This is a genomic window from Herbaspirillum frisingense GSF30 (assembly GCF_000300975.2).
GTDB classification, from domain to species: Bacteria; Pseudomonadota; Gammaproteobacteria; order Burkholderiales; family Burkholderiaceae_D; genus Herbaspirillum; species Herbaspirillum frisingense.
In genome coordinates, this window is record NZ_AEEC02000050.1 from 1 (window position 1) to 19,982 (window position 19,982).

General features: G+C 60.4%; 18 protein-coding genes. 12 read left to right on the plus strand and 6 right to left on the minus strand.

The features are described 5' to 3' along the window. From HFRIS_RS26030 to gshA, 3 genes are all read right to left on the minus strand, one after another. A partial coding sequence (locus tag HFRIS_RS26030) for a biotin/lipoyl-containing protein (RefSeq protein ID WP_006465304.1) occupies positions 1-101 on the minus strand: 101 nt, incomplete at its 3' end. A 190-nt stretch (positions 102-291) separates the two neighbouring features. Beyond that, on the minus strand, positions 292-2,988 hold the full coding sequence (aceE, locus tag HFRIS_RS22425; protein ID WP_006465305.1) for a pyruvate dehydrogenase (acetyl-transferring), homodimeric type: 2,697 nt from the start codon (positions 2,986-2,988) through the stop codon (positions 292-294). A gap of 524 nt (positions 2,989-3,512) precedes the next feature. Then, positions 3,513-5,108: a glutamate--cysteine ligase gene (gshA, locus tag HFRIS_RS22430; RefSeq protein WP_006465306.1), complete on the minus strand. Its 1,596-nt coding sequence runs from the start codon at positions 5,106-5,108 to the stop codon at positions 3,513-3,515. 295 nt (positions 5,109-5,403) lie between these two features. On the opposite strand from gshA, the gene folD reads away from it, so the two are divergent. The 12 genes from folD (at position 5,404) to HFRIS_RS22490 (ending at position 18,241) form a co-directional block, all read left to right on the plus strand. Further along, complete coding sequence (gene folD, locus HFRIS_RS22435) at positions 5,404-6,249, plus strand: bifunctional methylenetetrahydrofolate dehydrogenase/methenyltetrahydrofolate cyclohydrolase FolD (RefSeq protein ID WP_006465307.1); 846 nt, start codon at positions 5,404-5,406, stop codon at positions 6,247-6,249. A gap of 59 nt (positions 6,250-6,308) precedes the next feature. After that, positions 6,309-8,384, plus strand: a complete 2,076-nt coding sequence (locus HFRIS_RS22440) for a M3 family metallopeptidase (RefSeq protein ID WP_006465308.1) — start codon at positions 6,309-6,311, stop codon at positions 8,382-8,384. Positions 8,385-8,505: 121 nt separating this feature from the next. Next, the gene (locus HFRIS_RS22445; protein WP_006465309.1) at positions 8,506-8,925 is read left to right on the plus strand and encodes a DNA polymerase III subunit chi; all 420 of its coding nucleotides are present in this window, start codon (positions 8,506-8,508) and stop codon (positions 8,923-8,925) included. A gap of 16 nt (positions 8,926-8,941) precedes the next feature. Further along, positions 8,942-9,388 (plus strand): hypothetical protein, encoded by a 447-nt coding sequence (locus tag HFRIS_RS22450; RefSeq protein WP_006465310.1) that lies wholly within the window; start codon positions 8,942-8,944, stop codon positions 9,386-9,388. Positions 9,389-9,579: 191 nt separating this feature from the next. After that, a complete protein-coding gene (locus HFRIS_RS22455; RefSeq protein ID WP_006465311.1) occupies positions 9,580-10,890 on the plus strand; it encodes a D-amino acid dehydrogenase in 1,311 nt (436 codons plus the stop codon). 346 nt (positions 10,891-11,236) lie between these two features. Next, positions 11,237-12,136, plus strand: a complete 900-nt coding sequence (gene lpxO / locus HFRIS_RS22460; RefSeq protein WP_006465312.1) for a lipid A hydroxylase LpxO — start codon at positions 11,237-11,239, stop codon at positions 12,134-12,136. Positions 12,137-12,686: 550 nt separating this feature from the next. Further along, entirely contained in the window at positions 12,687-13,754 is a 1,068-nt protein-coding gene (locus HFRIS_RS22465) for a GGDEF domain-containing protein (protein ID WP_006465313.1), read from the plus strand. 275 nt (positions 13,755-14,029) lie between these two features. Next, entirely contained in the window at positions 14,030-15,100 is a 1,071-nt protein-coding gene (locus tag HFRIS_RS22470; protein ID WP_006465314.1) for an asparaginase, read from the plus strand. 415 nt (positions 15,101-15,515) lie between these two features. After that, on the plus strand, positions 15,516-16,226 hold the full coding sequence (locus tag HFRIS_RS22475) for an SDR family NAD(P)-dependent oxidoreductase (RefSeq protein ID WP_006465315.1): 711 nt from the start codon (positions 15,516-15,518) through the stop codon (positions 16,224-16,226). A gap of 116 nt (positions 16,227-16,342) precedes the next feature. Next, on the plus strand, positions 16,343-16,747 hold the full coding sequence (locus tag HFRIS_RS22480; protein ID WP_006465316.1) for a nuclear transport factor 2 family protein: 405 nt from the start codon (positions 16,343-16,345) through the stop codon (positions 16,745-16,747). Positions 16,748-16,752: 5 nt separating this feature from the next. Further along, positions 16,753-17,472: a carboxymuconolactone decarboxylase family protein gene (locus tag HFRIS_RS22485; protein WP_039877010.1), complete on the plus strand. Its 720-nt coding sequence runs from the start codon at positions 16,753-16,755 to the stop codon at positions 17,470-17,472. 61 nt (positions 17,473-17,533) lie between these two features. Next, on the plus strand, positions 17,534-18,241 hold the full coding sequence (locus HFRIS_RS22490) for an SDR family NAD(P)-dependent oxidoreductase (RefSeq protein WP_006465318.1): 708 nt from the start codon (positions 17,534-17,536) through the stop codon (positions 18,239-18,241). A gap of 55 nt (positions 18,242-18,296) precedes the next feature. Here HFRIS_RS22490 and HFRIS_RS25055 read toward each other — a convergent pair whose 3' ends face one another. The 3 genes from HFRIS_RS25055 to HFRIS_RS22505 all read right to left on the minus strand — a co-directional run bounded on the left by HFRIS_RS25055 (position 18,297) and on the right by HFRIS_RS22505 (position 19,967). Beyond that, positions 18,297-19,232, minus strand: coding sequence for a LysR family transcriptional regulator (locus tag HFRIS_RS25055; RefSeq protein WP_006465319.1), 936 nt, complete (start codon positions 19,230-19,232; stop codon positions 18,297-18,299). Positions 19,233-19,396: 164 nt separating this feature from the next. Next, a complete protein-coding gene (locus tag HFRIS_RS22500; RefSeq protein WP_006465320.1) occupies positions 19,397-19,729 on the minus strand; it encodes a helix-turn-helix domain-containing protein in 333 nt (110 codons plus the stop codon). Next, positions 19,713-19,967 (minus strand): type II toxin-antitoxin system RelE family toxin, encoded by a 255-nt coding sequence (locus HFRIS_RS22505; protein ID WP_006465321.1) that lies wholly within the window; start codon positions 19,965-19,967, stop codon positions 19,713-19,715. The genes HFRIS_RS22500 and HFRIS_RS22505 overlap by 17 nt, the downstream gene beginning before the upstream one ends. Between the last annotated feature and the right edge of the window lie 15 nt (positions 19,968-19,982).

The following is a 19,982-nucleotide window of genomic DNA, read 5'->3' on the forward strand; positions in this document are numbered from 1 at the left end:
TGATCGACCTTGATGGTATCGCCGACCTTGACCATCACCTCAATGACTTCGACTTCCTTGAAATCGCCGATGTCCGGGACTTTTACTTCGACTTGACTCATCTGATGCGCTCCGTTGTTCTGTTCCCTGGCCCAGGGCCGGGAGGGATATTCGCAGTAGGGAAGGTGCTGCCGCAAAGCCATTGCATCTTAAGCGATCTGGCTGCGGCCCTTCCCGTTTTTGTGGCAGTGCCGGACACGACACATCCCCGCGATCAGCAGACTGAGGCGGGGATGGTCGGTCGGGCGGTCCTTACACGGTCACCGGGTTGGGCTTGTTGGGATCGATGCCGTACTTGGCGATGGCCTGGGCCACCACTTCGGGCTTGATCTTGCCTTCATCGGCCAGCGACTTCAGGGCAGCCACGGTGACGAAGTGGCGGTTCACCTCGAAGAACTCGCGCAGCTTGGCGCGGGTATCCGAGCGGCCGTAGCCATCGGTGCCCAGCACCTTGTAGGAGCGGCCCTTGGGCACGAAGGCGCGAACCTGCTCGGCGTAGGTGCGCATGTAGTCGGTGGAGACCACGATCGGACCTTCGGTACCTTCCAGCGATTGCTCGAAGTAGCTCTTCTTGGCGGTGTCGGCCGGGTGCAGCATGTTCCAGCGTTCCACGTCCTGGCCTTCGCGGGCCAGGAGGGTGAAGGACGGTGCGGACCAGACGTCGGCGTCGACCTTCCAGTCGTCGCGCAGCAGTTCGGCGGCGGCGATGACTTCGCGCAGGATGGTGCCGGAGCCCAGCAGTTGCACGCGCAGCTTGTTTTCCTTGCCGCCTTCGTTCAACAGGTACAGGCCCTTCAGGATGCCTTCTTCCTGGCCTGCCTTGATACCCGGGTGGGCGTAGTTCTCGTTCATCACGGTGATGTAATAGAACACGTCCTCCTGGTTGGCCACCATGCGGCGCAGGCCGTCATGGATGATCACGGCGACTTCGTGGGCGAAGGTCGGGTCGTAGGGGATGCAGTTCGGGATGGCCGAAGCGAACACGTGGCTGTGGCCGTCTTCGTGCTGCAGACCTTCACCGTTCAAGGTGGTACGACCGGCGGTGCCGCCGATCAGGAAGCCACGGGCGCGCATGTCACCGGCTGCCCATGCCAGGTCGCCGATACGCTGCAGACCGAACATGGAGTAGTAGGTGTAGAACGGGATCATCACGCGGTTGTTGGTCGAGTACGAGGTCGCCGCAGCGATCCACGAGCTCATGCCACCGGCTTCGTTGATGCCTTCCTGCAGGATCTGGCCGGCCTTGTCTTCGCGGTAGTACATCACCTGGTCCTTGTCGACCGGTTCGTACAGCTGACCGACCTGGCTGAAGATGCCGATCTGGCGGAACAGGCCTTCCATACCGAAGGTGCGGGACTCGTCGACCATGATGGGCACCACGCGCGGGCCCAGGTTGGGGTCGCGCAGCAGCGCGGTCAGCACGCGGGAATAGGCCGCGGTGGTGGAGATTTCACGACCTTCGGCGGTCGGCTCCAGCATGGCCTGGAAGGCCGACAGTTCCGGCACCGGCAGCTTTTCGTCAGCGTGCGGGCGACGTTGCGGCAGGTAGCCGCCCAGGGCCTTGCGGCGCTCGTGCAGGTACTGCATTTCCGGGGTGTCGTCGGCCGGCTTGAAGAACGGGATGCTGGGCAGCTCGGCGTCCGAGATCGGCAGCTGGAAGCGGTCGCGCATGGCGCGGATGGCTTCGTCGTCCAGCTTCTTGGTGTTGTGCGCGGTGTTGCGCGCTTCGCCGGCCTTGCCGAAGCCATAGCCCTTGATGGACTTGGCCAGGATCACGGTGGGCTGGTCCTTGGAATCCTGCGCGACCTTGAAGGCAGCGTAGATCTTGTGCGGGTCGTGACCGCCACGGGTGAGGCGCCAGATATCGTCGTCCGACATCTTGGAGACCATTTCTAGCAGCTTGGGATGCTTGCCGAAGAAGTGCTTGCGCACGAAGGCGCCGTCCTTGGCCTTGTAGTTCTGGTACTCGCCGTCGACGGTTTCCATCATCACCTTCTGCAGGATGCCGTCCTTGTCCTTGGCCAGCAGCTCGTCCCAGCCGCTGCCCCAGATGACCTTGACCACGTTCCAGCCGGCGCCACGGAAGTCGGACTCCAGTTCCTGGATGATCTTGCCGTTGCCGCGCACCGGGCCGTCCAGGCGCTGCAGGTTGCAGTTCACCACGATGACCAGGTTGTTCAGTTTTTCACGACCGGCCATGCCGATGGCGCCCATCGATTCCGGTTCGTCCATCTCACCGTCGCCGCAGAAGGCCCAGACCTTGCGGTTGTCGGTCTTGGCAATGCCACGGGCGTGCAGGTACTTCAGGAAGCGCGCCTGGTAGATCGCCATCAAGGGCCCCAGGCCCATGGAGACGGTCGGGAACTGCCAGAATTCCGGCATCAGCTTGGGGTGCGGGTAGGACGACAGACCGTGACCATCGGCTTCGCGGCGGAAGTGGATCAGCTGGTCTTCGGACAGGCGACCTTCCAGGAAGGCGCGAGCATAGATGCCGGGCGAGGAGTGACCCTGGATGTAGAGCAGGTCGCCGCCGTGATCTTCAGTCGGGGCGTGCCAGAAGTGATTGAAACCGATGCCCAGCATGTTGGCCAGCGAGGCGAAGGAAGACAGGTGACCACCCAGGTCGCCGTCCACGCGGTTGGCCTTGACCACCATGGCCATGGCGTTCCAGCGCATCCACGAGCGCAGGCGCTCTTCGTATTCCAGGTTGCCCGGGCAGTGCTCGCCCTGGTCGGCCGGAATGGTGTTGACGTAGGCGGTATTGCTGGAGAAGGGAATATGGGCACCACGACGGCGGGCCAGATCGACCATGCGTTCCATCAGGTAGTGGGCACGATCCGGGCCTTCCTTTTCGATCACTGCTTCGAGGGCGTCGAGCCACTCCTGGGTTTCCATCACATCGGGATCGTTGGCGGCCTGCGCCAGAACTTGATCGATTTGGGCTGACATGTCATGTCTCCTGGTTGTTGAGAGATCCGTCCGGTCGGATAGACCTGGCGGGTCGGTCGGTTCATTCGGTACGCTGCCGCCGGCAAGTGATGCAGGAAGACCATTCCGTTGCCTGTGCTACAACCCTTCCCGGCCCGCGGGGCAAGGCTTTGGAGGCGGAACAGGCTTAAATGTACGGTCTTCCAGCCGTGTGGACGACGAATTTTATCAGGGAATTTTCGATTTTCAAATTACGATAATCGATTTCATAATGCGAAAATATGCTGCAAAGCGGCATGAACAGGCGCTTTGCGGGCCTCGTATTTTTACTGTATCGCCTTGGGAGAGGGGTTTTCTTGCCCTGTTTGCAATGCGGCAAAGTGGCCTGAACTACCTGAAAAATCAGGGTTGGCCGTGTTGACGTGAAGCAAATGGATTCACCTGCTGAGCTTGCCAGCGGCAATCACATTCCGCCACGACCAGCCCGATCGCCGGCCGTAACAGAATTACGCTACAGAACTTGCTCTATATAAATGAAGCGATGTTCAGATCGCGATATTGCCCAGTGTGCTGGCGCGATAGGCGGCGACAAAGGTATCGAAGTCGCCGATCTGGGTACGCTCGATGTCGCGCTGCGCATCCAGCGAGGCCTGGGCGATGGCCACGAAGTCAGTCGTCTTGGCGGCCGACAGCGGCCGGGCGCGCAGCTGCTCGGCCTGGCGCCGGCTGTTGGCCAGGGTGAAGCCGGGGAAGGAGTTGCCGGCGGCGCGGATTTCACGCAGCACCTGGGCCGACGGGGTGGCATCGGGATCGGCCAGCTTGCCGCGCTGCACGGCCAGGCTGTCGCGATGCTGGCTGCCGCCCAGTTGGCGGTCCAGCAGTTCGGCCACCGGTGCCATGCGGTCCAGCAGTTGCTCGCCCCAGTCCTTGAGCAGGATGGATTCGCCCTTGAACTGCAGGTGCAGGCCGGGACGACGACCTTCCTTGACGGTGGCGAGGAAGTTGGCGCGGTTTTCCACGCCCTCCTCGTCCGAGGTCAGGCAGCTCGATTCCAGCGCCAGGAAGTGCAGGAACACGTCCAGGAAGCGCGCTGCCTCCAGGCCGATGCCCAGCGGGTTGAAGGGATCGATGTCCATGCAGCGCACTTCCACATACTGCACGCCGCGCGCCGACAAGGCCTGCACCGGGCGTTCGCCGCTGTTGATGACGCGCTTGGGGCGGATCGAAGAGTAGAACTCGTTTTCGATCTGCAGGATGTTGGTATTGATCTGCACCCACTCGCCATCGCGCTTGGTGCCGATGGCCTCATAGGGCGGATACGGTTCGCTGACCGCATGCGAGAGGCTACGGATGTAGGCCGGCAGGTTGTTGTAGTGCGGCGTGATGTTGGCCTGGGCGTGGTTCTGGTAACCCAGGTCGCTCATGCGCAAGCTGGTGCCGTAGGGCAGGAAGAGCGTGTCCTCGGACAGCGTCTCCAACTGGTGCGCACGACCGCGCAGGAAGTTGGTGGCCACCGCCGGCGAGGCACCGAACAGATACATCAGCAGCCAGCTGTAGCGACGGAAGTTGCGGATCAGGGCGATATAGCGCTCGGACTGGTAATCCCGGCGCGACAGCGTGGGGTCGACGGTGTCGTCCTCGTCGCGCAGCACTTCCCACAGGTCTTCACTCACCGAGAAATTGTAGTGAATACCGGCGATGCATTGCATGGTGCGGCCATAGCGCAGCGCCAGGCCGCGCCGGTAGACATGCTTCAACATGCCGATGTGGGAACTGCCATACCAGCCAATGGGAATCTCGTCTTCCGGCGGCAGCACGCAGGGCATGGAGGCATTCCACAGCAGTTCACCCTCCAGCTTGGTATAGGCGAAGCGATGGATTTCATCCAGGCGCTGCAGCGCATCGGCGATGTCGGGCATGGCCGGGGTGATGAACTCCAGCAGCGATTCCGAATAGTCGGTGGTGATCAGATCATTGGTGAGGGCCGAACCCAGCGCCGGCGGATGCGGCGTGCGGGCCAGATTGCCCTGCTCGTCCACCCGCAGCGTCTCCCGCTCCACACCGCGCAAGCCCTGACTCAGCAACGCAAGATGTTGCGGCTGGGAAAGCTGTTGCAGGCGGCGGGTGAGGAGATCGGTCATGCGCAAATCCTTGTAACTAAAGGGGAACTGTGAGGCTGCTGCGGTGAGGCTGCTGCGTTTGGTTGCGGGAGCATAACCGAAATTGAACATTCCCGTCGTACGCTGCCCCAAAAGCGATTGTCGCCCAAAACCATCTGTTTTTATTTCAAAACAAACAACATGTGACCAGCAGCGCACATGTCACTCCGTCCCCGGCCTGGCTTTATAATCACGGGTTCCGGCGCACCGCGCCCCAGTCGCCCCGGCTCGCCCGGGAGCTTTCTTCCTAGTCCTGCCTTTTTTTGCCTTCATTGCCATGTCTGCCCAACTGATCGACGGAAACCTGCTCTCCCAACAACTGCGCGCCGATGTCGCCAAGCGCGCCGCCGCCCTCACCGCCCAAGGCAAGCAACCCGGCCTGGCCGTGATCCTGGTGGGCGACAGCCCGGCTTCCCAGGTCTACGTGCGCAACAAGGTCAAGGCCTGCCAGGACAATGGTCTTCACTCCGTGCTGGAAAAATATGAAGCCACGATGACGGAAGCCGAACTCCTGGCCCGCATCGACGCCCTCAACCAGGACCCCAAGATCAACGGCATCCTGGTGCAACTGCCGCTGCCGGCCCACATCGATTCGCACAAGGTGATCGAAGCCATCGCCCCGGAAAAGGACGTGGACGGTTTCCACGTCAGCAATGCCGGCCTCCTGATGACAGGCCAGCCGCTGTTCCGCCCCTGCACCCCTTATGGCGTGATGAAGATGCTGGAATCCATCGACTATCCGGTCCGCGGCGCCAATGCCGTGGTGGTGGGCGCCTCCAACATCGTCGGCAAGCCGCAGGCCATGTTGCTCTTGCAAGCCGGCGCCACCGTCACTATCTGTAATTCCAAGACCCGTGACCTCGGCCACCACACCCGCCAGGCCGACATCCTGGTGGTCGCCACCGGCAAGCGCAACATCGTCACCGCCGACATGGTCAAGCCCGGCGCCGTCGTCATTGACGTCGGCATGAACCGCGATGACAACGGCAAGCTGTGCGGCGACGTCGATTTCGCCAATGCCCGCGAAGTTGCCGGCTGGATCACCCCGGTGCCGGGTGGCGTGGGTCCGATGACCATCACCATGTTGCTGGTCAACACCATCGAAGCTGCAGAACGACCCTAAAACCGCATCACCTCCCGAGGGCGCCACGCCGGCGGGAGGCTTCAGAGAAACGAGAATCCATGACCACCACCGACATCGCCGCCAATCCCCTGCTCGACTTCTCGGGCTACGCCCAGTTCGACGCCATCGCCGCCGAGCACGTCACCCCGGCCCTGGACAAGCTGCTGGCCGATGCCAGCCGCCTGGTCACCGAACTGGAAGCGCCGATGGCCGAAGTCACCTGGGACAATTTCGTCGAACCGCTGGAGTCCGCCACCGAAAAACTGGGCCGCGCCTGGAGCGTGGTGGGCCACCTGAATTCGGTCATGGATACGCCGGCCCTGCGCGCCACCTACAACGAGAACCAGCCGCGCCTGGTGGAATTCTGGACCTCGCTGGGCCAGAACCTGGCGCTGTTCGAGAAGTACAAGGCGCTGCAGACCAGCCCGGCCTTCGCCTCCCTGTCGGCCGCACGCCGCAAGGTGGTGGACAATGCGGTCCGTGATTTCCGCCTTTCCGGCGCCGAACTGCCGGAAGAGAAGAAGGAACGCTTCGCCGAGATCCAGGAAAAGCAGGCCATGCTGACCACCCGTTTCTCGGAAAACGTGCTGGACGCCACCAATGACTTCGGCCTCTTCGTCGAGGACGAAGCCGAACTCTCCGGCCTGCCGGCCGACGTCAAGCAGGCCGCCCGCGCCGCTGCCGAGAAGGATGGCAAGCCCGGCTACAAGTTCACGCTGCACTTCCCGTCCTATTTCCCGGTGCTGCAATATGCCGACAACCGCGCCCTGCGCGAGAAGATCTACCGCGCCAACGCCACCAAGGCCTCCGAGCTGGGCGCCAAGCCGGAATGGGACAACAGCGGCAACATCGACCAGATCCTGCAGCTGCGCAAGGAAGAAGCGCAATTGCTGGGTTACGCCAACTTCGCCGAGGTGTCGCTGGTGGCCAAGATGGCCAAGTCGCCCTCGGAAGTGATCGCCTTCCTGGAAGACCTGGGCCAGCGCGCTCGCCCCTTCGGCCAGAAGGATTACGAAGAACTGAAGACCTTCGCCCGCGAAAAACTGGGCCTGGAAGAGCTGAAGGCCTGGGACAGCACCTATGCCTCGGAAAAGCTGCGCGAACAGCGCTACGCTTTCTCGGAGCAGGAAGTGAAGCAATATTTCCCCGAGCCCAAGGTGGTGGGCGGCCTGTTCCAGGTCGCACAGCAACTGTTCGGCGTACAGATCAAGCCCGATACGGCCCCGGTCTGGCACAAGGACGTGAAGTTCTTCCGCATTGAACGCGACGGCCAGCTGGTCGGCCAGTTCTATCTCGACCTGTATGCCCGCTCCGGCAAGCGTGGCGGCGCCTGGATGGATGACGCCCGCGCCCGCCGCCTCACCGCGCAAGGCGTGCAGACCCCGATCGCCTACCTGGTCTGCAACTTCACCGAACCGGCGGTCGTCGATGGCGTGGCCAAGCCGGCCCTGTTCACCCATGATGAAGTGATCACCCTGTTCCACGAGTTCGGCCATGGCCTGCATCACATGCTCACGCAAGTCGATGAAGTGGGTGTCTCCGGCATCTCCGGCGTGGAATGGGACGCGGTGGAGCTGCCCTCGCAGTTCATGGAAAACTTCTGCTGGGAATGGGACGTGCTGCAGCAGCTGACATCCCACGCCGAGACCGGCGAACCGCTGCCCCGTGCGCTGTACGACAAGATGATCGCCGCCAAGAACTTCCAGTCCGGCCTGCAGATGCTGCGCCAGGTGGAGTTCTCGCTGTTCGACATGCTGATCCACCATGAATATGAAGTCGGTGGCAGCCAGAGCGTGCAGCAACTGCTTGACAGCGTGCGCGACCGCATCGCCGTGATCCGCCCGCCCGAGTTCAACCGCTTCCAGCATTCGTTCTCGCACATCTTTGCGGGCGGCTATGCAGCCGGTTACTACAGCTACAAGTGGGCCGAGGTGCTGTCTGCCGACGCCTACAGCGCCTTTGAAGAAGCCGCGGTGACCGGCGGCAACGTGATCTCGCTGGAAACCGGACGTCGCTTCCAGCAGGAAATCCTGGCCGTCGGTGGCTCCCGCCCGGCCATCGAGTCCTTCAAGGCCTTCCGTGGCCGCGAGCCCAGCATCGATGCCTTGCTGCGGCATAGTGGCATGGCGGCCTGAGTCGCTGACGAACGGCTTCGCAAGACGGCCAGCACGGCCCGCCCCGATGGCGGGCCGTTTTTCTTTGGCCTGGCCGCCGCCGCGGATGGCATGCTGCAGCGCGAGCCACTATACTGGCGGGATGACCCGAATCGATTTCCACAGCAACGTCCCGCAAAAGATCGCCTACGTCTGCCGACTGGTGCGCAAGGCGCGTGCGTCCGGCGCCATGCTGGTGCTGCGCAGTCCCGACCGCGCCGAACTGCAACAGCTGGACCAGGCGCTCTGGAGCTTTTCCGAGCAGGATTTCCTGCCGCACGTGATGGCCGGCGATCCGCTGGCAGCACAGACGCCCATCATCCTCACCGGCGACGACGCCGCCGAATTGCCGCATCACCAGATACTGATCAACCTCGGCACCGATACGCCGGCCCATTTCGCCCGATTCGAACGCTTGCTGGAAATCATTTCCGCCGACGACGCCGACAAGGCCGCCGGCCGCGACCGCTATCGTTTCTACAAGGAACGCGGCTATCCGCTGTCGCACCATGTGGCGGCCTGAGCCCCACGCTCCAGACATGAACCACGACGACAACAGCATCCCCCTCCTCACCGAGATCATCCCGCTGGCACCGGCTGCCCCGGCCGCGCAGGATTACGCCGCGCCGATGCAACCGGGTGCCTTTCACACCCAACCTGCGGCCACCCACTATCAGGCGCCCGCGGCTGCAACGCCCATGATGTCGCCCATGGCCCCACCCTCCCCGCCGCCCCCGGTCACGCCGGCGGCCGAGCAGTACCGCCAGTGGGAACAGGAAATTCGCGAAAACGTCCTGCAAAGCCTGCTGGAGCGCGTCGATACCGTGCTGCACCAGCATCTGCAGGACCAGATGGCGCTGGCGCTGGACCATCTTTCCGATATCGTGATGCAGCGCGTCAGGGAAGGCCTGCGCGACGCCCTGGCTGAAACGGTGGAGCGCGCCGTGGCCGAAGAGATGGCGCGCTTCTCGTCTTCAAAAAAGTAAATCTGAATGGATTTTTCTTTTCATTTTGAATAAACCATCTGCATTCGGCTTTTGATTCACAAAAATTCTGCCCAGTATTGATTACATCGGCAATCACGCTTTTCTTACAATGCTTGCATTGTTCGCATCGTCCAATGGCGGTGTGAAGTCCGAAAAACACCAGCAAGTTCATGCAAAACCGGGAGAGTGGGATGAAAGTGATCGTATTGGGCGCAGGCATTATCGGAACCGCTTCCGCCTGGTTCCTGAAGAAGCAGGGCTACGACGTCACCGTCATCGAACGCCAGCCCGGCGCGGCGCAGGAAACCAGCTTTGCCAACGGTTGCCAGATTTCGGTGTCGCACGCCGAACCCTGGGCCAACCCGGCCGCCCCGATGAAGGTGCTCAAGTGGCTGGGCAAGGAAGACGCCCCCCTGCTCTATCGCTTCCGCCCCGAATGGTTGCAATGGAAGTGGGCCGTGGCCTTCCTGCGCGAATGCACCGCCGCCCGTACCGACGAGAACATCCGCAACATCGTCGCCCTGTGCGAGTACAGCCGCCAGACCCTGCAGGCGGTGCGCGCCGAAACCGGTATCCAGTACGATCACCTGACCCGCGGCATCCTTCACTTCTACACTGAAGAAAAGGAATTCCAGGACTCCCTGCCGGCCGCCAAGCTGATGCGCGACCTGGGCTGCCCGCGCGAGTCCATCGGGGCCGACGAAGTGATCCGCATCGAGCCGGCACTGGCCTCGATCCGCAATAAGATCGTCGGCGGCGACTTCACCGCCACCGATGAATCGGGCGACGTCTTCAAGCTCACCACGGGCCTGGCCAAGAAGAGCGAGGAAGCCGGCGTCGAGTTCCGCTATTCCACCACCATCACCCGCCTGATCACCGAAGGGGCCGGCGCCGCCGCCCGCGTGACCGGCGTGGAGATCATCAACCCGGATGGCCGCCATGAAGTCCTGACGGCCGATACCTTCGTGGTCGCCATGGGCAGCTTCTCGCAGCAACTGGTCAAGCCGCTGGGCATCGACCTGCTGCTCTACCCAGGCAAGGGCTATTCGGCCACCTACAAGGTCATCAACCCGGATGCCGCGCCCAGCGTCTCGCTCACCGACGACGGCTACAAGCTGGTGGTTTCGCGTCTGGGCGACCGCCTGCGCGTGGCCGGTACCTGCGAACTCAACGGCTATGGCCGCGAGCTCAACACTACCCGCTGCGAGGCCATCACCCGCCGCACCCGTGAACTGTTCCCCGACGGCTGCGACTACGAGAACCCGACCTACTGGACCGGCCTGCGTCCGCTGACCCCGTCCAACGTGCCTTACGTGGGCAAGACCAGGTTCGCCAACCTGTACCTGAACACCGGTCACGGCACCCTGGGCTGGACCATGGGTTGCGGCTCCGGCCGCGCCATCGCCGAGATCGTCGCCGGCCGCGTGCCGGAGATCGATTTCGCCTTCACCGGCCTGCCGCGCTGGAACCGCGCACGCCAGGTGGTAACCCAGGCCGCCTGATCACAAAGCTTCAGCTTCCCGCAAAAGGACCGGAATTTCCGGTCCTTTTTTCATGCGCGTTTGATCTGGCGCATCGCCACCCCGGCATGAAGGAACATTCATATATAGCCGCGCGGGGCGCTTACAAATATGAACTTCCCCTTGGTGTAGAATCCCCGCTTGCTCTGCGTCGCTGCGGCTTGGCCGCAGTTTGTGCAGCCTCGGGGATTTCAGCTCATCAGCACGCATCTAGCGCCTTTCGGTCGCCTTTGCCGTTGATCCTTCCCGAATCGACCCCATCTGGACGAACATCCGTCACTGCATTTTCCTTCACTTGGAAAGGCAGGCAACATCAAAGGACCCTGCAATGAAGTGGGCAATAGTCTTCATCTATATTTTTTCCATCCTGTTCATCCACTTCCGTGGACGCGTGCGCCTGCCCTTCCTGCGCCAGTTCTTCGACCACTCGTCGATCATGTCGCCGATCAACCTCTTCATGTACGCCTTTTCGCGCGTGCCGGCGGTGCCGTATCCCGCCGTGAAGGAGTTCCAGGACCTGGCCCTCATCGACCAGAACTGGGAAGTGATCCGAGATGAGGCCGTGGCCCTGCGCGAAATGGCCAAGATCAAGGCCGCCGAAAAGAATGACGATGCCGGCTTCAACTCCTTCTTCAAGGCCGGCTGGAAGCGTTTCTACCTGAAGTGGTACAACGCCAGCCATCCGTCGGCCGAAAAGTTCTGCCCCAAGACGGTGGAAATCCTCAAGCGCATTCCCAGCGTGAAGGCTGCCATGTTTGCCGAACTGGCCCCGGGCGGCACGCTCAATCCGCACCGTGACCCGTTTGCCGGTTCGCTGCGCTATCACCTGGGACTGGTCACGCCCAACGACGACCGCTGCTTCATCGAGGTCGACGGCCAGCGCTACAGCTGGCGCGACGGCCAGAGCGTGGTGTTCGACGAGACCTTCATCCACTGGGCACAGAACGGCTCCGAGACGAACCGTATCATCCTCTTCTGCGATGTCGAACGTCCGCTGCGCTATCGCTGGGCAGAAGCCATCAACGGCTTCCTCGGTCGCACCATGATGACCGCTGCGGCCTCTCCCAACGAAACCGGCGACCAGACCGGACGCGTGAACAAGCTGTTCCGTTTCGTCTGGCTGGCCGGGCAATATCGCCGCCGCTTCAAGAACTGGAACAAGACCGTCTACAAGATCACCAAGTTCGGTCTCATCATCGCAGTGGCGCTGCTGATCATCTATGCCTGAGGCACAGAACGACGGCAGGACAGGCCTGCCAATGCGCAAATGATATAAACGAAATCGCCGGCCATTTGACCGGCGATTTTTTTATCGTGGATTCGCAAAATGTCGACTGCGATTGTCACTTGATGAGAGCTGAGCCGACTAATGCCGAGCTTTGCATCATCCGTCGCAAGCCCGCCTCCCGTATGGCTCCGCAGTGCAGCATGGGGACCTGGTCGAAAAGGAAAAATCAAAAGTCACGCAAATTCGTACGTAAGTAAAAATCAAATACAGCATAAAATTTCCATGCGGAAATGAAACGGTATTTTTCGATGATGAATTGTAGAAACTGCTTCATCCGAGCGCATACCAGCGTGTAAAATCTTTCTGCTTCCGTGCTAGCTTCATGGCGTGATTCTTGCATCCTGGCTGGGCCGCATCCCTCGGGGAGAGGTGCTGCGACCGGCTGCTGCCAACACTCGCCTCGTACTCATTGATCGCATGTAAGCGTCCGCTGCCGACCTCGCGGACCAAGCGCAAGCCGAGTACCGACCATACATAGAACAATGGGCTCATGCAGGACATCGACGACGAGATGAAAAAACCGCTGCTCAAGCATCTGGTAGAGATCACGGCCCATCGGGAGCATTCCCGCCTGGCCATCTCGGTCATCTCCGCGCTGTACCAGCTCACCGGCGTGCAAAGCATCCGCATGCTGGAAATCTTCACCATGCGCGACGAGCACTACGTGCAAGAGAAGATGGTCATCCGCGACGGCATCGTCCATACCATCGCCGAGCACACCAACGACGATCCCAAGGAAGCCCTGTCCTCCTATCCGGCCATGATGGCCTGCATCCGCAATCATCTGAACGAATACCAGGAAACCACGTCCGACGGCACGCATGTGCTGTGGCTGCCGGTGTGGCTGCACGGGAAGATGAACTCCTGCCTGGAACTGCGCAGCGAGCACGTGCTGGCACCGGCGACGATGGAAGTGATCCACGGCGTCTTCCACATCTACTGCAATTACCAGAGCCTGCTGGACTACAGCGAGCGCGATGCGCTCACGGGCCTGTTCAACCGCAAGACCTTCGACGAACAATTCACCCGCTACGCCTTCGCCATCGCCCCGCACGAGGCACACTCGATGGAGAAGGACGAGCGTCGCCACGACAGCAACGACGAGCCCAAGGGCCATTGGCTGGCTGTGGTGGACATCGATCACTTCAAGCAGGTCAATGACCGCTACGGCCACCTCTACGGCGACGAAGTGCTGATCCTGGTGGCCAACATCCTGCGCGCCTCGTTCCGCGCGCACGACCGCATCTTCCGCTTCGGCGGCGAGGAATTCGTGATCCTGCTACGCGCCACCACGCTTTCGGACGCCCGCAAGATCTTCGATCGCTTCCGCCAGAACGTGCAGGAATACGATTTCCCGCAGGTGGGCAAGGTCACCGTCAGCCTGGGCTTCGTCAACATCGCCCGCGAGACGCCGGTGGTGATCCTGGGCCATGCCGACCAGGCCCTGTATCACGCCAAGAAAAGTGGCCGCAACCGCATCTGCTATTACCAGGAACTGGTCAATTCGGGCGTGCTGCGTTCCGGCATCACCACCAACGATACGGTGGAATTCTTCTAGGGCCTCACTCGACAACGCCCTTGTCAGCCGGCCGCGCAAGCGGCTTTTTTTTCGCCTCGCACCGGCGGCATTGGCAGTCGGCAAGTTCATGCATAGTGCGCATCCGCTCATGTTTTAAAAGCATGAGACAGCACGGCAGCGCTTTCGTATGATCGCCAACGTTCGATGCTCACCGTACGAACTCATCCCGCGATCCGCTTGCAGACAAGCATCAGAAACGAAACAGAAGCGTGATCGCCCGTCGCTACCCCACGCGTACCAGGAGACCTATAAAAATGCAGCAGACACACTTCAAGAAAACCGGCGCCGTCCTGATCCTCTCGCTGGCCAGCGCCTTCGCGGCACAGGCCCAGGACAAGAAGCCCAACGTGGTCGTCATCGGCACCGGCGGTACCATTGCCGGCGCGGGCGCCTCCAGCGTCAACACTGCAGCCTATCAATCGGCCGTGGTGCCGGTGGACAAGATCATTGCAGCCGTCCCGGAGATTTCCAAGATCGCCAATGTGCGCGGCGAGCAGATCTTCCAGATCGGCAGCGAGAGCTTCAATGACGAGCGCCTGATCAAGCTGGGCAAGCGCGTCTCCGAACTGCTGAAGCAGGGCGACGTGGATGGCATCGTCATCACCCACGGCACCGATACCATCGAAGAGACCGCCTACTTCCTGAACCTGGTCCTCAAGAGCGAAAAGCCGGTGGTGGTGGTCGGCTCCATGCGTCCGGGCACCGCGCTGGGTGCAGACGGTGCGCTGAACCTGTATGACGCCGTGCTGGTGGCCGGCAGCAAGGAAGCCGCCGGCAAGGGCACGCTGGTGGTGATGAACGATGAAATCCACTCCGGCCGCGACGTCACCAAGAGCAACACCTTCAAGGTCGAGACCTTCCGCTCGCCCTACGGCCCGCTGGGCTACGTGGTGGAAAACAAGCTGAGCTTCTACCGCCTGCCGGCCCGCCCGCACACCACGCAGACCGAGTTCGACATCGACAAGATCAGCAGCCTGCCGCGCGTGGACATCGTCTACAACTACGGCAATGTCAGCCGTACCGCCTATGACGCCTTCGTCGCCGCCGGCGCCAAGGCCATCATCCACGACGGCACCGGCAACGGCAGCGTGGCCGAGCAGATCGTACCTGTACTGCAGGAAGTGCGCAGCAAGGGCGTGCAGGTCATCCGCGCCTCGCGCACCGGCAGTGGCGTGGTGATCCGTAACGGCGAGCAGCCCGACGACAAGTTCGACTGGGTAGTGACCGACGACCAGAACGCCCAGAAGGCGCGCATCCTGGCCGAACTGGCACTGACCAGGACCAACGATCCCAAGGAACTGCAGAAGATCATGTGGAAGTATTGATCTACTGATCTGATAACAGTTTGAAGCAGAGACGCATTGCACCAACCCCATATTCGGAAACGATATAAATCGTTTGTCGATTCAGGATATCAACTGCTTCTGTTGCTCCGGGCCCCGCTTAGGCGGGGCCTTTTTTCTGGCGCAGTGAAACGAGAATCCGGTCGTCTGTTCCTTGTCGTGGCGATAGAGCGGCTTTTTCCGTTCGCACAAATACGTTGGACAAGACTTGTGCAGACGCTCTTTCGTCAGCTTGCTCTCTCTGGGCGCACCTCTCCCGGCATGGCCGGAGGTGCTTCGAATGCTGTTTTCGCAAAAATGAATTGCCGCGCTGGCGGATTGTTGTCGGGCAGGGGCGCTCCTATCATTCCCCCTGTCGAGTTCGTATCGATCACAACATTTCCTGAAGAGGTAAATCATGAGTGCAGCAAAAAAAGTAGCCATCGTCACCGGCGCATCGCAAGGTATCGGCGCGGAAATCGTCAAGGCGTACCGCAAGCTCGGTTATCGCGTGCTTGCAAGCTCGCGTACGATCAAGCCATCGGATGATGCCGATATCATCACCGTCGCCGGCGATATCGGCGACCGATCGACCGCGCAACGCATCGTATCGGAAGCGGTTGCACGCTTCGGCCGCGTCGATACGCTGGTCAACAACGCCGGCATCTACATCGGCAAGCCATTTACCGAAAACACTGTCGAAGACTACAACGCCATCATGAACGTGAACATGGCGGGCTTTTTCCACATCACCCAGCTGGCCCTGACCGAAATCGAAAAGCAGGAAGGTGGTCACGTCGTCACCGTTACCGGCAGCATCGACAATGGCATGAGCGGCGGCGTGTACACCGGATTGGCCGGCCTGACGAAGGGTGGCCTGAACGCGGCAACGCGGGCGCTCGCCATCGAGTATGCGGAAAAGCGCATCCGCTTCAATGCCGTTGCACCAGGCGTCATCAAGACGCCGATGCACGCGGAAGAAAATCTCAAGTTCTTCGGTAAATATCATCCGCTGGGGCGCATTGGCGAAGCCGGTGAAGTCGCAAGCGCTATCACCTTCCTCGAGACCGCCGAGTTCATCACCGGGGAAATCATCCACGTGGACGGCGGCCAGCACGCCGGCCGGTAAGCGGCCATCCGGATGAAGGGCCCGCGCCATGCGCGTGGCTCGATGCCACTCCGCTGGGCAGCCAGATATTTCTCATGGTGGATGGCAATCCCCATGTTCTACAAGGAATCTATTAAATGCACACCACACACGTAGCCGACTACTTCAAGGCCCTGGCCAACAAGGATACGAATGGAATCATTCCGCACTTGTCAGAAGACATCGTCTTGCATGGACCGATCTTCCCCGACCCTACGGTCGGAAAAGAGGCTGTAGTCCAGATCCTGGGCGGGTTTCTGGCGACCATCGACTCGCTTGAAGTTAATCTGAGCTTCGCCTCGGATCGTGATGTCGCCGTATTTTTCAGCTTTACGTGTAATGACATTACCGTGAAGGGAAATGAACATCTCCACCTTGATGAGAACGGCCTTATCGATCATATCGAGGTAGCATGGCGCCCCCTTCCCGATGCCGTGCTGATTCAGGAGATATTCGCCAGCAAGCTGGGCTTCCAGGCCATGCGTCTCGTTCCGGCAATCTGAACATCATGGTCAACGCAAGCCTGCTGTCAAACGACGCCCCATTAAACAGCGCAGAGGATGTTTCGCCTTCGTTCGAACGTTATACGAAAGAAGTCTTGCTGGGCGATCTATGGCAACGTCCTCCGTTGTCGGTGCGTGACCGCAGCATCATCACCCTGTCGGTATTAATTGCGCGCAACCAGAGCGCTCAAATGCCGCACTACCTGAACGTAGCGCTTGATCACGGCGTGACCCCAGCCGAAGTCTCTGGAATGGTGGCACATCTTGCGTTTTATTCCGGCTGGGCAAATGCAGTAGCTGCGATCGACGTGATGCGCGCTGTTTTCGATCTACGCGGGCTGGATGCCGCCCAGCTTCGGCCGATCGATGCCAGACCACATCCCACCGATGATATGGACGAAGAGCGGCGCCATGCCGTGGTCATGCGCAAGTTTGGCCAGGTCGCGCCAGGCCTGGTGCAGCTCACCAGAGACATCCTGTTTCAAGACGTATGGCGCAGCCCTGAGCTATCGCTGCGGGACCGTTGCCTGATCACCATTTGCTCGGTCATTGCAACCGCGCAGACAGCGCAACTCGCCTTTTATGTCAATCGAGCGATGGATCAGGGAGTGACGCGGGCTGAGCTGTCGGAGCTCTTGACGCATGTTGCTTTCTATTCGGGTTGGTCGAGTGCATACACAGCGCTTGCCGTAGTAAAGGATGTCTTTGAGAGCCGGCCGGATTGACGGCGCTCATCAAGCCCAATTGCATTGGTTAATCGCTTTCCACTCACTCGAGGTACAGATCATGAAGTCAACACAAAAGGTAGCCATCGTTACCGGCGCATCCCAAGGCATCGGCGCCGAAATCGTCAAGGCGTATCGCAAGCTCGGTTATCGCGTGCTTGCAAGCTCGCGCACCATCAAGCCGTCAGACGACGCCGACATCGTCACAGTCGCCGGCGATATCGGTGACCGCCCAACGGCAGAGCGCGTCGTATCAGAAGCGCTTGCTCGCTTCGGTCGCATCGATACGCTGGTCAACAATGCCGGCATCTACATCGGCAAGCCATTCACGGAGAACACGGTGGAAGACTACAACGCCATCATGAACGTGAACATGGCGGGCTTTTTCCACATCACGCAGCTGTCGTTGGGCGAGATCGAAAAGCAGGAAGGCGGTCACGTCGTCACCGTTACCGGCAGTATCGACAATGGCATCAAAGGGGCCTACTCCGGATTGGCGGCACTGACCAAAGGCGGTCTCAACGCGGCAACACGGGCGTTGGCGATCGAGTATGCGGAAAAGCGCATTCGCTTCAATGCGGTTGCACCCGGCGCCACCAGAACGCCGATGCAAGCAGGGAAAGATCACGCCATGCTAGGCAAGTTTCATCCGCTGGGCCGCATCGGCGAAGCCGGCGAAGTTGCCGATGCGATTACGTTTCTGGAGTTGGCGACTTTCGTCACCGGCGAAGTCCTGCATGTAGATGGCGGTCGACACGCAGGTCGTTGAGCCACTGGAGGGCGTGGTCGCGCATCGACCGCAAGATCTGCAATCGCTGCAATGCCTAGCCGAAGGGGAAAACGCGGTCCCAATAGGGAGGCGACCCGATTGCTTCAACGAGGAAAGCCGATACCTCGCGTACCTTTTGCGATCGTAGTCGGTTTTCCGGCGAGAGAATCTGGATGTAGTGGGGGTCGGCATAGGCCGATATCTCCCAATCTGGAAGCAAAACCACCAGTCGTCCTTCCGTGAAACTGGCCGGCGAATAAAGCCATGTCGGCATCAGCACGATTCCGCGTCCCGCGAGTGCGGCATTGATCAGCACCTCGGAATTGTTGCTTCGTAACGGACCACCCACGACCAATGGCTCGAATGCTTCGCTGGATGAGCGCCTGAAGTGCCATCGCTGCGGTTCCCTCAGGCCTTTGTACAGCAGGCAATTGTGCTGCAGAAGGTCTTCCGGAGTTTCGGGGATACCGCGCGCCTCCAGATACTCCGGGCTTGCGGCGAGCACGTAGCGCAGGGCGCACACGCTCTTTCCGATCAAACCGGAATCGACAAGTCGTCCAACACGGATGGTCACGTCCGCGCCTTCCAGCACCGGATCGATGAAGGTATTGGTCAGAGTCAGTTCGACCAACAAATCCGGATACCTGCTTTGCAATTGGTTGACCAGGTGACAGACATGAAGTCTGCCCAGCGAATCGGGCGCATTGATCTTCAGCAGCCCGCGGATACCTTTATTCTTGTCCTCGAACTGGTCGGACGCGGAATCAAGAAGTTCTACGGCCGGTCGAACGTTCGAATAGTACCGCTGCCCCTGCTCGGTTAGGCGCACCGCGCGTGTGCTACGGTAAAAAAGCTGTTGCCCGAGTTCTGTTTCCAGTGATGAGATCGCACGAGATACCGACGATGCTGGCACCTCAAAATGACGTGCCGTTGCCAGGAAACTGCCGGTCGTGGCGACCATCATGAAATATCGTAATGTCTGGACGTGCATACCTGACCTTGTGGCTAATTCCCGGATTTTACCCTTCCCTGGCAGGCATATGAGCGCCACCCTCGCAGGACGACCATGGGTGCCCGGCACTGGCCAGCTCGAACAACAGAGGGACGGAATTTAACGCACTCTCGCAAGCTTTCGATTGCTGGACGAACCCGACCTCAGAAGTCCAGCTGCTCGACGCTGACACCCAATGCCACGGCAATCTTTTCCAAAGAACTCGGACGTAGCCTGATGCTGCTCTCCTGCTGCGCATAGGCCGACTGTGAAATACCGAGACGGTCAGCCACTTCGTGCTGCGTCAGCTTCAGATGTTCGCGCCAGCTGCGGATGGGCGTCCATTGATGCTCCACCATCATCGCCACCACTTCATGTGGAACATACTGCTCATCCTGGGACGGATGCTCCTTGAGGTAGTCGGCATAAGGAATGACGACGAAGGCCGGCTTTCCGTCCTGCCCGTTGATGATCTGGATGTTAGTAGGTGCGTTCATCGCGCTTGCTCACTTCCTCAATGGAAACAATACGGACATTTCCGTCAAGGTTGAAGAAAATCCGATAGTGGCCAACCCGGAGTCGATATTGCGAACGGTGTTTAGTCAGCGCCTTCACCTGCTGGCAATAAGGCATCAGTGCCAAACCTGCGGCGGCATCCTTGATCCTCACCTGATCGGGTCGGTTGATTTTCAGGAGCTGCTTGATCGCCCGTGGATGCCACTGAATCGAGTTCATGCGCTCTTATTATAA

What these genes read in the sequence shown, in the direction of transcription:
- HFRIS_RS22450 (WP_006465310.1), top strand. Translation starts at nt 8,942, where the DNA reads ATGAACCACGACGACAACAGCATCCCCCTCCTCACCGAGATCATCCCG.
- HFRIS_RS22500 (WP_006465320.1), bottom strand. Translation starts at nt 19,729, where the DNA reads ATGAACGCACCTACTAACATCCAGATCATCAACGGGCAGGACGGAAAG.
- HFRIS_RS22455 (WP_006465311.1), top strand. Translation starts at nt 9,580, where the DNA reads ATGAAAGTGATCGTATTGGGCGCAGGCATTATCGGAACCGCTTCCGCC.
- HFRIS_RS22445 (WP_006465309.1), top strand. Translation starts at nt 8,506, where the DNA reads ATGACCCGAATCGATTTCCACAGCAACGTCCCGCAAAAGATCGCCTAC.
- lpxO (WP_006465312.1), top strand. Translation starts at nt 11,237, where the DNA reads ATGAAGTGGGCAATAGTCTTCATCTATATTTTTTCCATCCTGTTCATC.
- HFRIS_RS25055 (WP_006465319.1), bottom strand. Translation starts at nt 19,232, where the DNA reads ATGCACGTCCAGACATTACGATATTTCATGATGGTCGCCACGACCGGC.
- HFRIS_RS22505 (WP_006465321.1), bottom strand. Translation starts at nt 19,967, where the DNA reads ATGAACTCGATTCAGTGGCATCCACGGGCGATCAAGCAGCTCCTGAAA.
- HFRIS_RS22470 (WP_006465314.1), top strand. Translation starts at nt 14,030, where the DNA reads ATGCAGCAGACACACTTCAAGAAAACCGGCGCCGTCCTGATCCTCTCG.
- HFRIS_RS22485 (WP_039877010.1), top strand. Translation starts at nt 16,753, where the DNA reads ATGGTCAACGCAAGCCTGCTGTCAAACGACGCCCCATTAAACAGCGCA.
- HFRIS_RS22440 (WP_006465308.1), top strand. Translation starts at nt 6,309, where the DNA reads ATGACCACCACCGACATCGCCGCCAATCCCCTGCTCGACTTCTCGGGC.
- aceE (WP_006465305.1), bottom strand. Translation starts at nt 2,988, where the DNA reads ATGTCAGCCCAAATCGATCAAGTTCTGGCGCAGGCCGCCAACGATCCC.
- gshA (WP_006465306.1), bottom strand. Translation starts at nt 5,108, where the DNA reads ATGACCGATCTCCTCACCCGCCGCCTGCAACAGCTTTCCCAGCCGCAA.
- HFRIS_RS22465 (WP_006465313.1), top strand. Translation starts at nt 12,687, where the DNA reads ATGCAGGACATCGACGACGAGATGAAAAAACCGCTGCTCAAGCATCTG.
- HFRIS_RS22490 (WP_006465318.1), top strand. Translation starts at nt 17,534, where the DNA reads ATGAAGTCAACACAAAAGGTAGCCATCGTTACCGGCGCATCCCAAGGC.
- HFRIS_RS22480 (WP_006465316.1), top strand. Translation starts at nt 16,343, where the DNA reads ATGCACACCACACACGTAGCCGACTACTTCAAGGCCCTGGCCAACAAG.
- folD (WP_006465307.1), top strand. Translation starts at nt 5,404, where the DNA reads ATGTCTGCCCAACTGATCGACGGAAACCTGCTCTCCCAACAACTGCGC.
- HFRIS_RS22475 (WP_006465315.1), top strand. Translation starts at nt 15,516, where the DNA reads ATGAGTGCAGCAAAAAAAGTAGCCATCGTCACCGGCGCATCGCAAGGT.